This is a genomic window from Pseudomonas sp. B21-017 (genome assembly GCF_024749245.1).
Lineage (GTDB): Bacteria > Pseudomonadota > Gammaproteobacteria > Pseudomonadales > Pseudomonadaceae > Aquipseudomonas.
On sequence record NZ_CP087194.1, the window covers coordinates 2933592 to 2948720 of the forward strand.

Genomic DNA, 15129 nt, shown 5'->3' on the forward strand with positions numbered 1-15129 from the left:
AGTCTGCGAAGACCCCGCAGTGATTGCGCCTAGCCGTTGCTACTTGGGATAACCGGCGCGCTTCATCTCGCGTTCGGTGCTTTGCTGCGCGGAGGCCAGGGCCTGTTCCACCGGCATCTGCCCGGTGAGCGCCGCGGATACCAGCTTGCCGACCGACGTGCCAATCGCCTGGAATTCGGGAATGGTCACGTACTGAATACCGACGTAGGGCACGGGCTGGACTGATGGGTGCGCCGGGTCGGCGTTCTGCATCATTTTCAGCGTGACACCGGCGAAGGGCGCAGCCTGCAAATAGGCGTCGCTGTAGGTCGACATGCGGGTGCCCGGTGGTACGTTGCTGATGCCATCCGTCTTGGCAACCAGTTGGATGTATTCCCTGGAGGTGGCCCAGGTCACAAAGGCTTTGGCGGCTTCCTTGTGTTTGGATGTCGCCGGGATGGCCAGTGACCAGGCATAGAGCCAGGACGAACCCTTGTCGGTGACTTCTGTTGGCGCGGCGACGAAACCAACATCATTGGCCACCTTGCTTTGCGTTGTGTCGGTGATGAACGAGCCGGCGACGCTGGCATCGACCCAGATTGCGCATTTGCCACTGTTGAACAGGGCGAGCGTTTCGTTGAAGCCATTGCTCGACACACCCGGTGGGCCGTACTGCTTCAGGGTGTTGACGTAGAAGTTGGCGGCGGCAGTCCATTGCGGCCCGGTGAGTTGCGGCTGCCACTGCTCATTGAACCAGCGCGCGCCAAAGGCGTTGGACATGGTCGTCAGCAGCGCCATGTTCTCACCCCAACCGGCCTTGCCGCGCAAGCACATCCCATACTGTTCTTTATCCGGCTGGTGCAGCTTGCCGGCGAACTCGCCGAGCTGCGTCCAGGTCGGGTGCTCGGGCATGCTCAGGCCGGCGTTCTTGAACAGGTCGGTTCGGTAATAGGTGACGGTGCTTTCGCCATAGAACGGCAGGGCATAGAGCGTGTCGTTGACCGATAACCCTTGGCGAACCGCAGGGAAAATATCTTCGAGGTCATAGCTGGCGGGCAGGTCCTTTATTGGCTCCAGCCAATGCTTGGCGCCCCACAACGGTGTTTCGTAAGTGCCGATGGTGAGCACGTCGAACTGGCCGCCCTGAGTGGCTATGTCGGTGGTCAGGCGCTGACGCAACACGTTCTCTTCAAGCACCACCCAGTTGAGCTTCACGTCGGGGTGCAGCTGTTCGAATGTTTTGGACAGTCGCTGGATGCGGATCATGTCGCTGTTGTTCACGGTGGCGATGGTCACCGTTTCACCCGCCTGGCAGAGCAGGGCAGAGCCCAGGCCGGCGGACAGAAAAAGTGCGCTTGGAATGATCTTCATCGTGATCTCCGCTCTGCGCCTTGGGCGGCAGAAGCTTTATTGTTGTTGTAATCCACGAGGCGGGGCATAGCCGCACCGGGATGACCACAGAATTGCAGCTACCCAAGCAGCGAACAAATGAATGGCATACGCGCCGCTGATACTTTTTTGACCGTGGAAAAAAAGTATCAGTGGGCTCCATGTAACGCGCTAGGCGCCGGGCGTCGTTAGTGCGAGTCTCATGTCAGCGTCCCGAGACTTCGACTCGTCCCGGGCTTCGCGGTACCTTGATAAAACCAACAAAAACGGAATCGCCAGGGTGATGAACCATCACGTAACCGCAGACAAGCCGCCAGCGCTTGAAGTCATTCTGAACGAGCCCCAGCACAGCTTTCGTTGGTATGAGCACGACTATCCCTTCGACCTGGCGCGCTGGAACCATCATCCGGAGTTCGAGATCCACCTGATCCGCGAAGGCAGCGGTCGGCTACTGGCTGGTGACTACATCGGCGTATTCGAAGCTGGCCATGTCGCCCTCATCGGCCCGGGCCTGCCTCATGACTGGATCAGCGATCTGGGCAAAGGCGAGGTGATTACCGGCCGTGACGTCGTGTTGCAGTTCGATGGCCAGATGCTGATGCAACTGCGTGACAAGGTCCCGGAGCTCAGCGAGTTACAAAGCCTGTTTCGCCAGGCGGCGCAGGGCATCGAATTTCATGGCAACACCCGCAAAAAAGCAGCTCGACTGCTGGAAGAGATCGGCCAGTGCCACGGATTGCAGCGGTTGTGCCTGTTCCTGTCATTGTTGCAGTTGCTGGCTTCGGCCCCCGACAGCGAGAGACAGACGCTTGCCAGCCTGCAATACGCGCCCATGCTCGACGCATTGACGGCCCAGCGCATGAGCATTGTCTTCGACTACATCCTGAACGACCTCGCTGACGAGTTGCGGATGTCGGTCATCGCCCAGCGGCTGGACATGAACGAGCCGGCCTTCTCCAAATTCTTCAAGCGCGCCACCGGCCATACCTTCGTCGACCTGACGCGCAAACTACGAGTCCAGCGCGCCTGCCGTTTGCTGGCGCAAAGCAGTTTCAGCGTTGCCGATATCTGTTTTGAGGTGGGGTACGCCAACTTGTCGAATTTCAATCGGCACTTTCGCCATGAAATGCATGAGACACCCAGCGAGTATCGGCAGCGGTTGCAGCGCGCATCTTGCGGTGGGTAGCGCTTTCTGTGGCGCTGAAGTGTTAGTCTCGAAAGCAACCGGGTAGTGGCGTTAGCGCATCTGGAATTATTTTCTTCCAGTTCTTGACATGCCTTTCGAACCAGTCCAGAATTGCGTCCATTCCTGATTCAGGAACACGAAAACCCCTTAGATTTCAAAGGGTTGGAAGCTAGATTAGAATCTTGTTTCCAGATACGAGTTTACACGTTTGATGTTGCGCTACTGAACATCAGATGTTTGAGGCCGAATAGCAAAATGGTTATGCAGTGGATTGCAAATCCACCTACGCCGGTTCGATTCCGACTTCGGCCTCCACTTTAAACGAGCTCCGTAGATCCATGATCTACGGAGCTTTTTTATTTTCGCAGTCCTGCAAGATTTAGTCTTGAAAAGGGGATTTGCGAACTTGCTTCAGCGGGGCGGGATGTATATATTTCCCCCTCTGTTGCACAAGCGTCAGAACTGCCAGATCGTTATTTGGACAGTCTTCAGACTGCTTACCGCGCTACCGCCCGAATGGCGAAACTGGTAGACGCATGGGACTTAAAATCCCCCGCTCGTAAGGGCGTGCCGGTTCGATTCCGGCTTCGGGCACCATGAATATCAAGGGCTTGCATGACATACCTCATGCAAGCCCTTAGTTCTTTTTTCCGCAATCAAAAAATCTTTTCCGCAATTCGGGACTAGCTGAAAGTTTTGCAGGGATGTCCGTCTTTCCAAATGGAAGACGGCGCTCAGCACTGATAACGATCGCGTATGTGTTGATTGTAGTAGGAGCCTTTGGACACAGCGGCCATCAAGCCATTGTGTATGGCAGGGGGGACACCGCAGAAATCGTAAGAGTGACCCTGTTCAAAGCGGATCCTCATTCGTCTCGTTGCTGGTTCGTAGCCAACGGCAGTCATCGCACTGGAACGCACGGCAATCATTTCCATGACATCTCTCCATCTGACAGATCGTCAACAGATACTAGTCGAGCCGGATGGATCTGCGGTCCCTCCCGCCAAAAAGCGCCGGGGACCCTGAGGACTTTCAAAGGACGCGGGGTCGGAAACCCGCGGGATCGTGTTAGTGGAAAACCCGCCAGCTTACTGAAATTTCAATCACTGAAATCTTGAAAGGATTCATTGAAAAGCCGCTGAAAAGGAGAGCTCATGTCAGCATTCATTTACCTGTCCAAGAACGTCTTCGCGGCGCGGATCGGTAGGCCGCCGAGCTACATCACCTGGCTGACGGCGAACGGCCCATTAGTGTTTTCGCCGAACAGCAAACAGGTCGACGTCCTGGCTATCGAAGCGCGCATTCGCGACATCGCAAGGCTACAGTAGCCGCCCGCCGCCCGCAGGAGCGGATCCAGCGCGACACCTACAACGAGCTGTCACCTCTGGCCGAGCCGACTTCCACGGCTGCGCCGCCGCCCGTGAATCACAAAGTAGACCTGGAGTGAAGACTATTGCGGATGTGCGCAAGAAGTTGCGCACTCAATTGTCAAAATCAGCCTGATATATCGCTACAGGCCACGTAGTTCGTGCCCTACAGCCAAGTGCGCAAGAAGTTGCGCAGTACTGCGCAACTTCTTGCGCACTTTTCTTCTGTTTCTCACCGTGAACGTCGAAAAAGTCACTACCGAGGCCACCTAACCCCTTGATGGATAATGGCTATATGCTGGCTGGCATGGATCTTGATCTCTCCGCCGACACCTGGGCAGGCAATCACGCCGTCCGGTCCTGTCTTTTGAGCAAGGAGAGCATCCCATGGCGACACCAGCGTACATGTCCGTTACCGGCGAGAAACAAGGCCTGATCACTGCCGGCGCCTTCACCGCCGACTCCGTTGGCAACACCTACCAGGAAGGTCACGAAGACCAGGTCATGGTTCAGGCTTTCAGCCACGACGTGATCATCCCGCGTGACCCACAGTCCGGCCAACCGACCGGTCAACGTGTACACAAGCCAGTCGTGATCACCAAGGTCTACGACAAGTCTTCGCCACTGCTGCAAGCGGCGTTGACCTCCGGCGAGCGCATGAGCGAAATCGTTATCCAGTGGTACCGCACCTCGGCTCAAGGTACCCAAGAGCACTACTACACCACCAAACTGGAAGACGCGATCATCGTCGCCATCAACAACAAAATGCACAACTGCCAGGATCCGTCGAACTCGCACTTCACGCACCTGGAAGAAGTGCAATTCACCTACCGCAAAATCACCTGGACCCACGAAGTATCTGGTACTTCGGGCTCCGATGACTGGCGCGTTCCGGTCGCCTGATACAGGCCGGCCGTTTCACCCCTCGGCCAGCTCTGCTGGTCGAGGCGGGTGGTACCCCTGAAGAATTTTTGCAGTCGTTGATCGCCACTGGCGTCGGCGAGTGCCGCAACATCGCATGAGGAACACGGAATGTTCGCACCGGCCAATCAGACCCATTTCAGCCTGACCATCGATGGGGCGGACAGCTACTTTCAGGTGCTGTCCTTCACCGGCCGGGAGCGCCTGAACCAGCCGTTCGAGTTCGAACTGGAACTGGTCAGCGAAAAAGCCGCGATCAACCTCGAAAGCGTGTTGCACAAACTGGCGTTTCTGCAGCTGTCCCCCACGGGCACAGGCATTCACGGGCTGGTCTACAGCATCGCCCAAGGCGAGGCCGGCAAGCGCCTGACCCGCTACCGGATTTCCCTGCGCCCGCAACTGGCCTACCTGGCGCATCGGGTCAACCAGCGCATCTTCCAGCAGATGACCGTGCCGCAGATCATCGCCCAGGTCCTGGAGGAGCACGGCATCCTTGCCAGCGAACACAAGTTCCAGCTGAGTGCGGTGTATCCCGAACGCATCTACTGTGTGCAGTACGACGAATCCGACCTGCACTTTGTCCAGCGCCTGTGCGAAGAGGAGGGGATTCACTACCACTTCGAGCACAGCGCCAGCGGCCACTTGCTGGTGTTCGGCGATGACCAGACGGTGTTCCCGAAACTGGCACCGATGGCCTATCAGCAGGACACCGGGCTGGTGGCGGATCAGCCGGTGATCAAGCGCTTCGGTCTGCGCATGATCACCCGCACCAGCCGCACCACGCGGCGCGACTACGATTTCACCAAGCCGAAGATCGAGCTGGAAAGTGACGCCAAAAGCGCCGCGAAACCCGACCTGGAGGATTACGATTACCCGGGCCGTTTCGTTGATCGCGAGCGCGGCAAGCATCTGGCCAATCGCGCCCTGGAGCGCCATCGCAGTGACTACCGCCTGGCCGAAGGCAACAGCGATCAGCCACTGCTGGTCAGTGGGCATTTCCTGGCGCTGACCGCACACGCCAACCCGGCGTGGAACGACCTGTGGCTGCTCACCGAGATCCTCCACGAAGGCAAGCAGCCGCAGGTACTGGAGGAGGTGATCAGCAGCGACGTCACCGACCTCAAGGACGATTTCCACCAAGGCTACCGCAACCAGTTCAGTGCTATTCCCTGGGACGTGCCGTACCGTCCGCCGTTGGAACACCCGAAACCGAAAGTCCTCGGCACCCAGAGTGCGGTGGTCACCGGCCCTGAAGGCGAGGAGATTTTCTGCGACCAGTACGGTCGGGTGAAGGTGCAGTTCTTCTGGGACCGCGAAGGCCAACACGACGACAAGACCAGCTGCTGGATGCGCGTGGCCTCGAACTGGGCCAGCCAGAACTTTGGCTCGATCAACCTGCCGCGCATCGGCATGGAAGTGCTGATCACCTTCCTCGAAGGCGATCCCGATCAGCCGTTGATCACCGGTTGCCTGTACCACGGCGTGAACCTGCCGCCGTACAAACTGCCCGACTTCAAGACCCTGGCCACGGTCAAGAGCAAGGAATACAAGGGTAGTCGTGCCAACGAATTGCGCATCGACGACACCACCAGCGAGATCAGCATTGCTCTGCGCAGCGACCACGGCGCCAGTGCGATCAACCTCGGCTACCTGACCCATCCGCGGCCGTCCGGTGGCCAGCCCCGCGGCGAAGGCTTCGAACTGCGTACCGACCGCCATGGCGCGGTGCGCGCCGCCGCCGGTTTGCTGATCACCACCGAGCCACGCCCGAACGAATCCAAACACCATAAGGATCTGCCGGAAACCGCCGAGCGCCTGGCCACGGCCAGCGATCAGCAGGACGGTTTCGCGATGCAGGCCAAGGAGCTGCAAGCTCAGGAAGCGGGCGACCAGGATGACGTGGCCAAGGCGCTGCACGCCCAGCACCAAGGCATACTCGGCAGCGGCCCAGCGAACATGACCGCCAACGAATTTCCGGAGTTCACCGAACCGCATCTGGTACTGGCGAGTCCTGCCGGCATCGCGCTCACCACGCCGCGCTCCAGCCACATTGCCACCGGCGAACACCTGGCCCTGAGCAGCACTGGCCACACCAGTCTGTCGATCGGCAAACGTCTGCTGGCCAGCGCCAGTCGGGGCATGCGGCTGTTCGTGCAGAGCATGGGCTGGCGCCTGGTCGCCGCCTCCGGCGACATCGATGTGCGAGCACTGAAGGACAGCATCAACCTGCTGGCCAAGCTCAACATCACCGCCAACGCCGACCGCATCACCATCACCGCCAAGACCGAGCTGGTGATCCAGGGCGGCGGTAGCGCCACCACCTACAACGCCGGCGGCATCACCCACGCTACCAGCGGGCCGTACACTGCTCATGCGGCGAACTTCGCCTACACCGGGGCGAAGAGTCTGGCCGGCGTGTTCCCCGAACCACCGAAGCCGGGCAAAGGCAACCTCGAACTGTTCAACCAGTACGCCGGGCGCCAAGGCATCAAGGAAGGCGATTACGAAGTCATCGACGCCCTGGGTAAGAGCATCAAGGGCAAGCTCGATGCGAAGGGCTTTGCCAGCGTCTCTGGCGCCGCACCGGGCCCGGCGCGGGTGTTGTTCGGCAAGGATCCGGCGGACACCTGGAGCGATGGCAGTTACATCGGCAAACCCGAATGGCCGTTAAAACCGCCGAGTGCAGATGACGTTCCGGCACAGGTGCAATCCATGGTTGCCCAAGTGCTTCCGAGTACGGGCAAAAGTGCCGAAATGCTAGAGAAGGGTAAAGATTTGGCGCAGACGGGCATGAGTGCCGTGCAGGCCGCGCAAGGTGCGATGCAAACGGCTCAGCAAGTCCAAGGCGCTCTACAGGGCGGGGCGGCCGGATTGCCGAAGCTGGCCAGCGCAGCCGCACCAAGCGCTTCGCGCATCCTCGGCGCAGCGAGTAAGAGCGGCAAGTTGCCGAGCCTGCCGGCCGTTACCCCTCCCAAGACTTCCTTTAAAACCCCGGGCCTGCTGGCGGGTGAGATGCTGTCATGACGACTGAAACTGCTGTTGTAAAACGTGAACCCCAAGTTGCGATCGTTCCGCTTAACGCCATTGACGCTAAGGATGTCGGACGTGGCGCAGCCAAATTCGATGCTTGGCTTCAATCCATCAGCGGTGGTGTCGTCACACTGGATCGGATCAAGAACGTTGCAGGTTCTTTGCCGGTGGTCGGCAACATCATGGCGCTTGTTGATGCTCTGGGTGACATAGTCACCTTGTCCAAGAGCAAGAAGCGTGAAGTGCTCGACTGGGTCAGTCTCGGCATCAACCTGATAGGCGTACTGCCCGCACCGCCGAGCATGGCAGCTGCACGCATGAGTCTGCGTCCGACGCTGTTTTTGGTTCGTCAGGAACTGCGCAACAGCGCCAAGATGTTACTCGGTGATTCGCTGATTGAAGTGCTAATCGGGCATTTGAATGCGACCATCGTCGGCACGATAGATGATTTCGTGAAGCAGGCTCAAGGGAAGCTAGCGGGTATTCTCGCCGACGCTGGCGAGCTTGGTGAAAGCGCGATCAACGAAATTGCCAAAGGACTTGAGACAGTCGTCAAGGGCGAGCTTGATACCAAAGGCTCGGTTCAAGATGCTAAGAAGCAAATGAGCGCGGCAGGCGACAAGTTGCTCAGTGATCCCAAGGCTGCCATCGGAAACATTTTCGGTGCAGCGTTCAGTGCCTATAAGGCTGCCGGCAAGGGATTGGCCAATAGCGCGTCGCGGGCTCTGATGCCTGATGAAATCAAACACCTGGTACTCAGTCATACCGCTTCTCTGCGAGCTATGGGGCCGGAGTTGCGCGGCCAGTTGAGCAAGCTCGGTGATCCCGGCGTTCAACATTCCATCGGTTGGCTGCTGGTAGTACTGGCAGGTTCGGTCACGACCTGGCGCAAACGTAATGCGCATGGCCAGAGTACCAGTGTCAAACTCGGTGCCACCAGTAAGGCCCAACGCCAAGGTACTGATGGTCAGTTGGGAGCCAGCAGCAAAGAAGCACCGGCGGGGCAGGCGGCGAAGGGAGACAAGAACGGTTGCTGTACCGGTACTTGCAACAGCATCAATTTTGCATTGGGCTCTGAATCCCTGAGCCATACCGATTTCAGTCTTCCTGGTCCATTCCCCATTGAATGGATACGTACCTATAGTTCTCGGTTTGATGCTTTCGACAATAGTGAACTTGGTGCTCGTTGGGTAACCGAGTTCTCCACTCGTTTTGACTGTCGGGGCGATGGCTTGGTGTTTTTTGGTGCCGATGGCCGGAGCATCGATTTTCCGTTACCCAAGGTTGGTCTCTTCCATTATGACGCCATCGAAAATCTCACCTTGGTACGCTCAAGCGAAGATCAGTTGCTGGTCTGCTTCGGTTTCGAGCGCAAGGAAACCTATGTGCGTCGTGGTCAGAGTTATTTGCTGACGAATGTGATGCTGCGCAGCGGTGCTGGGATGATGCTGCACTACGAACATCGTCATGGCGACTCGTCGATTCTCTCGGACTTGATCACCTATCAAGATGACGTAACAAAAGTCCATCTGCATGTAGGCACTCTCATAGATGAACAAGGCCGGCTGACCGGTCTTTGGGAAATTCGTGATGGTGCTCCGCAGCGACAACTATGCAGTTATCAATACGGCGTTAATGGGGATCTGATCCTGGCGCAGGATGAAAACGGCGCAACCTGGAGTTACCAGTACCAGCACCACCTGCTTACGCGATATACCGACCGCACCGGACGCGGAATGAATTTGCAATGGCAGGGCCTCACCGCCGAAGCGAAAGCTGTTCGCGAATGGGCCGACGACGGCAGTTTCGACACTCGCCTGGACTGGGATGAAAACATTCGTCTTACCTACGTCACTGATGCCCATGGCAACGAGACTTGGCATTACTACGACATCCTGGGTTACACCTATCGGATTCGTTATGCCGACGAACGCTCTGAGTGGTTCTTCCGTGATGACGCCAAGAATGTGATTCGCCATGTTCACACGGACGGCAGCACTGATCGTTACAGCTACGACGAGCGAGGTAATCTGCTCGAGCACATCAGTCCTGATGGAAGCGTGGCTCACTACGCCTATGACGATCTGAATCAGTTGATCAAGGTCAGCGATGCTGAAGGTGGCCAGTGGCAGCGTGCTTACGATGAAGGCGGCAATTTGGTGGAGTCGGTCGATCCGCTGGGCAACAAAACCGAATATGCCTACGACAAGGCAGGTCGACCGATCGCTATTAAGGATGCAAACGGCAACGAGAAAGAGCTCGAATACAACGACGCTGGCCAACTCGTGAAATATACCGACTGCTCCGGAAAAACCAGTGCCTGGAAATACGACGAGCGCGGCCTGATGATCTGTTTTACCGACGCGGCGGGGCAGAGCACCGAGTATCAATACAAGGCAGGGCAACTTGTATTGATTACGCACCCGGACAAGAGCGAAGAGCGTTTCGAACGCGACGCCGAGGGGCGATTGTTGGCCCATGTCGACGGCTTGGATCGCTGTACGACCTGGAGCTACACCGCGGCCGGCCTGATCGCCGAACGGGTTGACGCTTCTGAGCAAACCCTACGCTATCGCTGGGATCGCTTGGGCCGGTTAGTGACACTTGAAAACGAAAACGACCAGCGCACCCAGTTCCATTACGATCCGGTCGGGCGACTCCTTGAAGAAACAGGCTTCGATGGCCGTGCCACGCGTTATCAGTACGATCCAGAAAGCGGTCGATTGGCCAGGGCGGTCAATGGTGAACGCATTATCTCCATGAATTTTGACCCCATGGGGCGATTGATAGAGCGTCGCGCCAATCTGGGAAACACAGCGCAAAGTGAGACCTTCGCCTATGACGGCAATGGCAATATGGTTATGGCCACAAACGATCAGAGCCGGTTGCAATGGTTCTACGATCCGGCGGGTAACCTGATAAGAGAGCACCAGCATTACCTGGGCCTGGAGAAGCCGACTGTTGCTATTTGGAGGCATGAGTACGATGTACTTAACCAGTGCGTTGCCACGACCCGTCCAGACGGCCACCGCGTCAGTTGGCTGACTTACGGCAGTGGGCACTTGCTCGGATTGCGTCTGGATGACCACGAACTGATCGGCTACGAACGTGATGATCTGCACCGCGAAGTTGCCCGTCATCAGGGTAACCAATTACTGCAGACTCAAAAATGGGATCCGGTAGGACGTCTGCAAGAACAACTCCTTGGGCGTAGTGATGACAAGCCCACTCTACTAAAACGCGAATACAAGTATGACGCTGTTGGTCAACTGACCGAACTGAACGATAGCCGTCGAGGCCCATTGGCTTATCGTTACGATCCGGTCGGGCGGCTGCTCAGCGCCGCCAGTCGTCTTGGTGTTGAGACGTTTGCCTTCGACCCGGCCGGTAACCTTCTTAACGACAAGGCCACAGATGTACGCCGACCACTGGATCTGGATCCGCCGCGCAGCAATCTTATTGATAACCTTCTGCGCGAATATGCCGGTACGCACTACGAATACGACGATCGGGGAAATCAGATCCAGCGTTGGCACAACGGAAGTCGCAGTCGAATGCAGTGGGACTTGTTCGATCGATTGGTGCATTTTGAGGATGCCCGTCTCTCTGTGGCATATGCTTACGATGCTCTGGGACGACGTTTACACAAACAGTCCACGGCACATTACAAACCTCGTCCTGAGGCTGGTTCACACTGGAACCGAAACGAGCAGGGGCGCATACAGCGCGAGCTTGGATGCGGCTTCACTCTATACGGATGGGATGGAGATAATCTGTCTTGGGAAAGCAGTCCGGCCCACATCGATGGAGGCACTGGTCGCACGGTGCACTACATTTACGAGCCTGGCACCTTCGTGCCCGTTGCACAGGCCCTTCGGCATAGTCCGATTAATCTAGTGAGTCAGCCTGAATACAGCGGCGACTATAGCCTCGATGATGACCCATTGTGGAACTATGCGCCGAAAGCACAACCTTTCGACGTGTTGGCTTGGTACCAGTGCGACCACCTTGGTACGCCGCAGGAGCTGACTGACCAACATGGTGATATTGCCTGGAGCGCTCACTATAAGGCGTGGGGGCAAATACAGGAGCAGAGATCAGCTTTTGCAGTGCAGCAAGGGCTGACCAACCCTATCCGATTCCAAGGGCAGTACCACGACCACGAAACAGGTCTGCACTACAACCGGTACAGATACTACGACCCTCAGGTCGGACGCTTTATCTCCAAGGATCCGATAGGTCTGGCAGGTGGCATCAACCTCCATCAATACGCGCCCAATCCAACCCAATGGATTGACCCGCTTGGTTTGGTGAAGAAACCACCGTCGAAGTTCGCGCTCCCGGATGGTGACGGGGCAACGCCTCAAGAAATGGCTGCGAGTAAAGTAGGTGGTGGCAGTCGAAAAGGGCAGGCCGGTTGCCGTAAGAAACTTATCGATAAGAGTAAACCGGTGGGCGTCTACAAATGCTGGCGGTGTGGGCATACCTCCACCAACCCTGATGACATGCACCTGGGGCACAAGAATGTGGCGACCTCAAATGGTGGGAACCTTGCAGATGTGAACGTGGATCTCGAAGGCGCATCGTGTAACCTGAGCGCAGGGAACAGCGGTTACGTAAAAGAAGGGATGTCGTGTGTTGAACGTGGAAGTTGTGGAGCACCGTATGGACGATAAAAATGCGCCTGTTCTGATTCAGGTGTTTGTATCAGACGATGGCCCTGTCTTTGAGGAACTTCCTGCTCGTCAAATTGATGAGGATACCTATGAGTTGCTTTCCTCGCCCGGTCTCGCGCTCAATCTGGCACGAGGGGATATCGTTTCGATCAAAAATAAAAACACACACGCGGAGGTTCTAAAGCGAGGCGGGAACTTCTGTATTCATATCTATGCCGACTATATTCCTCCCGAGGATATCGCTGGACTCGAAAGCGATGTCGTCCGTGAGTTGAGCGGAACGCTGGACGGTGTGTTTGAGGGTAATCTCTCGTTGGCCGTCCCTGCGAGTAACGGGATGGAAAAGATTAATGAGTTTTTCGATCGGTTTAGCGAAAAAACCGGGATTCAATGGTATTACGCGAACATCTATAAAAACCTCGATGACGATGATGACGAGACACTTTTGAATTGGTGGCTCCAAAGCTGACGGATCCAACGTGCAAATCGAACTGTCAGTGGACGTACTGGCCAACCAAGGGGCTGCTATGGGCGAGTTAGAACCGGCTTATCCCGACCCGTCACAGATAAGGATCTGTGAAAAGCATGGGTTGTCTGCGCTTCCTCCAGAAGACATGGTGGCCATTGCATTGGATACTCTACACAAGTCTCCAATTTATGGGACAAGAATCCAGCTGCCCGAGGGCGGTACGATAAGCTGGTTTATTCACTGCGGTGAGCATTCGCCTGTAAGCGATTTTTACCAAGCATTTCACACAAGTCATTTAGTGGAAGAGTTGCCGGAAGTCGTGAAGTATCTATTTCTGCCCGAGGGGGCAAAGTTCATTATCGACAGGCAGGGTTATGAGGATGTCTGGATGGCGGAGTCGGAATGAACGACATCTGTTCGGTTTTTTGAAACTATTTCACTAACGGATATTGGTTGGGTATGAAAGACATCATTCGCCTTGGCGACTCCACCAGTCATGGTGGAGTGGTGCTAGAGGCCTTCTCTCAAACCGATCTCAATGGTAAACCCATTGCCGGTGTCGGCCATAAGGTCAGCTGTCCCCTCTGCAAGGGCGTTTTTCCCATCGCCGAAGGCAGTAGCACTTACACAGTGGATGGAGTCGCTGTAGCGTTGGACGGTATGAAAACCGCCTGTGGTGCCAGCCTGATTGCCAGTGGTCCAAAGGGGGCTGTGATTAGCTAGTCGAATGAGATCTCACCCAATAGCGGAGGCTGCTTTCGGCCGATTCTGTTGAAAAAGTCGGCCATGGTTTGCGTATCAGAAAAGTACGCGTCCGAGATTGAAATCTTTACTTTTTGCAGTGGCTTCCGGACTCAGATTTCACGTAGCAGCGTGCAAAAAAGGTGTTTTCACCAGTCAATGATCAGGCAGTTTGGGTAGACCGACTTTTTCAACAGAATCGGCCAATAGCAGACGTTGAAGTGCTGTCTCCCACGCAGATGAATCAGGTCCGGGAAGCAAGCAAATCAATAAATGTACATGTCGATAGCTATCACAATGTCATTTTAGCTGCTCTATCAGTGTCGCTGAAACTTAGCGGTGCCCTTCTATATCACACGATTGAAAACCGTCTCCGATAATCACTCGGCCCCACCCCGAGACGCCGTATGAATGCCCTTCTGAATCCATCGGTATTGGCATAGCCGACGGTATCGGCCAGGCGCTTGAGTGATACATCTGAGTCTTCGATCAGGCGCTTGGCCGCGTCGATGCGGGCAAGCTCGACAAACTCGGCCGGGGTGGAGCCGGCTTCCGCCTTGAAGGTTCGGGCAAAGTTTCGTTCGCTCATGCCAGCACGACCAGCCAATACGGGTACGCTCAGGTCGGCCTTGAGGTGCTGTAATACATACTCCTGCACCTCTCTGATCACACTGCGTTCAACTGTCTGCGCGGCCAATTGCGCGCTGAATTGCGATTGCCCGCCAGGACGCTTTAAGAACATCACCATTTCACGGGCGACGCTTAGCGCCAGTTCCCTGCCGTGATCCTCTTCTACCAGCGCCAACGCCAGATCCATGCCTGCCGTGACCCCGGCCGAGGTGTAGATATTGCCGTCCTTGATGAAAATGCTGTCGGGTTCGACGCGGGTTTGCGGATGTTCCCTGGCGAGTTTTGCACTGGAGTTCCAGTGAGTCGTAACACGGCGCCCGTCGAGCAGGCCAGCGGCGGCCAGCACGAAAGCACCGCTGCAGACCGAGCCGATACGCCGCGCGGTTTTGGCCTGCTGGCGCAGCCACTCCTGCAACGCAGGGTTCAGGGCAATTTCGTCGATGTTCGGGCTGCCGGCCACGAGCAATGTGTCAATCCTGCCCTTATAGGTCTCGAAGGTCTTATCGATGCCAAGCTGCAAACCGCTTGAGCCTTTAATCATGCCCTTGTCGGTACCGATGACTTCGACCCGATAGGCCCGTTGATTACCCAGCTGTTTAGCCGCTTCGGCGAAGACGTCGGCTGGGCCGACGATGTCCAGTAGTTGCACGCGGGGGAATGCCAGGAGGGTTATGCGCATGATGTCTGTCCTCGTCGAATCATTGGCTGAATACGTCGTAACCTGCCTATTTCAGCCAAAAC

Annotated in this window: 11 protein-coding genes and 2 tRNA genes; 10 read left to right on the forward strand and 3 right to left on the reverse strand. The window is 56.5% G+C overall.

Features of this window, described 5'->3' with window-relative positions; translation table 11 throughout:
* Positions 1 to 39 precede the first annotated feature (39 nt).
* Entirely contained in the window at positions 40 to 1350 is a 1311-nt protein-coding gene (locus LOY28_RS13250; RefSeq protein ID WP_258614161.1) for a sugar ABC transporter substrate-binding protein, read from the reverse strand.
* Between the two features lie 301 nt (positions 1351 to 1651).
* On the opposite strand from LOY28_RS13250, the gene LOY28_RS13255 reads away from it, so the two are divergent.
* From LOY28_RS13255 to LOY28_RS13265, 3 genes are all read left to right on the forward strand, one after another.
* Positions 1652 to 2554, forward strand: coding sequence for an AraC family transcriptional regulator (locus LOY28_RS13255; RefSeq protein WP_018929012.1), 903 nt, complete (start codon positions 1652 to 1654; stop codon positions 2552 to 2554).
* A 241-nt stretch (positions 2555 to 2795) separates the two neighbouring features.
* Positions 2796 to 2869: transfer RNA gene (locus tag LOY28_RS13260), tRNA-Cys, on the forward strand.
* A gap of 195 nt (positions 2870 to 3064) precedes the next feature.
* Positions 3065 to 3151: transfer RNA gene (locus LOY28_RS13265), tRNA-Leu, on the forward strand.
* 137 nt (positions 3152 to 3288) lie between these two features.
* Here LOY28_RS13265 and LOY28_RS13270 read toward each other — a convergent pair.
* Positions 3289 to 3489 carry a KTSC domain-containing protein gene (locus tag LOY28_RS13270; protein ID WP_309475744.1) on the reverse strand — a complete coding sequence of 67 codons (201 nt, stop codon included), beginning with the start codon at positions 3487 to 3489 and terminating at the stop codon, positions 3289 to 3291.
* A gap of 219 nt (positions 3490 to 3708) precedes the next feature.
* Here LOY28_RS13270 and LOY28_RS13275 point away from each other — a divergent pair, with 219 nt between their 5' ends.
* From LOY28_RS13275 to LOY28_RS13305, 7 genes are all read left to right on the forward strand, one after another.
* Positions 3709 to 3882, forward strand: a complete 174-nt coding sequence (locus LOY28_RS13275) for a hypothetical protein (protein WP_408981041.1) — start codon at positions 3709 to 3711, stop codon at positions 3880 to 3882.
* A 426-nt stretch (positions 3883 to 4308) separates the two neighbouring features.
* Positions 4309 to 4824 carry an Hcp family type VI secretion system effector gene (locus LOY28_RS13280; RefSeq protein WP_007900657.1) on the forward strand — a complete coding sequence of 172 codons (516 nt, stop codon included), beginning with the start codon at positions 4309 to 4311 and terminating at the stop codon, positions 4822 to 4824.
* 129 nt (positions 4825 to 4953) lie between these two features.
* The gene (locus tag LOY28_RS13285; protein WP_258614164.1) at positions 4954 to 7866 is read left to right on the forward strand and encodes a type VI secretion system tip protein VgrG; all 2913 of its coding nucleotides are present in this window, start codon (positions 4954 to 4956) and stop codon (positions 7864 to 7866) included.
* Positions 7863 to 12548, forward strand: a complete 4686-nt coding sequence (locus tag LOY28_RS13290) for an RHS repeat-associated core domain-containing protein (RefSeq protein WP_258614167.1) — start codon at positions 7863 to 7865, stop codon at positions 12546 to 12548. The genes LOY28_RS13285 and LOY28_RS13290 overlap by 4 nt, the downstream gene beginning before the upstream one ends.
* A complete protein-coding gene (locus tag LOY28_RS13295; protein ID WP_258614168.1) occupies positions 12538 to 13017 on the forward strand; it encodes a DUF4265 domain-containing protein in 480 nt (159 codons plus the stop codon). The genes LOY28_RS13290 and LOY28_RS13295 overlap by 11 nt, the downstream gene beginning before the upstream one ends.
* Positions 13018 to 13027: 10 nt before the next feature.
* Positions 13028 to 13423: a hypothetical protein gene (locus LOY28_RS13300; protein WP_309475745.1), complete on the forward strand. Its 396-nt coding sequence runs from the start codon at positions 13028 to 13030 to the stop codon at positions 13421 to 13423.
* A 53-nt stretch (positions 13424 to 13476) separates the two neighbouring features.
* Positions 13477 to 13740, forward strand: a complete 264-nt coding sequence (locus LOY28_RS13305) for a PAAR domain-containing protein (protein ID WP_258614170.1) — start codon at positions 13477 to 13479, stop codon at positions 13738 to 13740.
* A 370-nt stretch (positions 13741 to 14110) separates the two neighbouring features.
* Here LOY28_RS13305 and LOY28_RS13310 read toward each other — a convergent pair whose 3' ends face one another.
* Positions 14111 to 15067 (reverse strand): GlxA family transcriptional regulator, encoded by a 957-nt coding sequence (locus tag LOY28_RS13310; RefSeq protein WP_028940213.1) that lies wholly within the window; start codon positions 15065 to 15067, stop codon positions 14111 to 14113.
* Positions 15068 to 15129 lie beyond the last annotated feature (62 nt).

Coding starts and splice junctions, on each gene's coding strand:
- LOY28_RS13250 (WP_258614161.1), bottom strand. CDS start 1,350: ATGAAGATCATTCCAAGCGCACTTTTTCTGTCCGCCGGCCTGGGCTCT.
- LOY28_RS13255 (WP_018929012.1), top strand. CDS start 1,652: ATGAACCATCACGTAACCGCAGACAAGCCGCCAGCGCTTGAAGTCATT.
- LOY28_RS13270 (WP_309475744.1), bottom strand. CDS start 3,489: ATGGAAATGATTGCCGTGCGTTCCAGTGCGATGACTGCCGTTGGCTAC.
- LOY28_RS13275 (WP_408981041.1), top strand. CDS start 3,709: ATGTCAGCATTCATTTACCTGTCCAAGAACGTCTTCGCGGCGCGGATC.
- LOY28_RS13280 (WP_007900657.1), top strand. CDS start 4,309: ATGGCGACACCAGCGTACATGTCCGTTACCGGCGAGAAACAAGGCCTG.
- LOY28_RS13285 (WP_258614164.1), top strand. CDS start 4,954: ATGTTCGCACCGGCCAATCAGACCCATTTCAGCCTGACCATCGATGGG.
- LOY28_RS13290 (WP_258614167.1), top strand. CDS start 7,863: ATGACGACTGAAACTGCTGTTGTAAAACGTGAACCCCAAGTTGCGATC.
- LOY28_RS13295 (WP_258614168.1), top strand. CDS start 12,538: ATGGACGATAAAAATGCGCCTGTTCTGATTCAGGTGTTTGTATCAGAC.
- LOY28_RS13305 (WP_258614170.1), top strand. CDS start 13,477: ATGAAAGACATCATTCGCCTTGGCGACTCCACCAGTCATGGTGGAGTG.
- LOY28_RS13310 (WP_028940213.1), bottom strand. CDS start 15,067: ATGCGCATAACCCTCCTGGCATTCCCCCGCGTGCAACTACTGGACATC.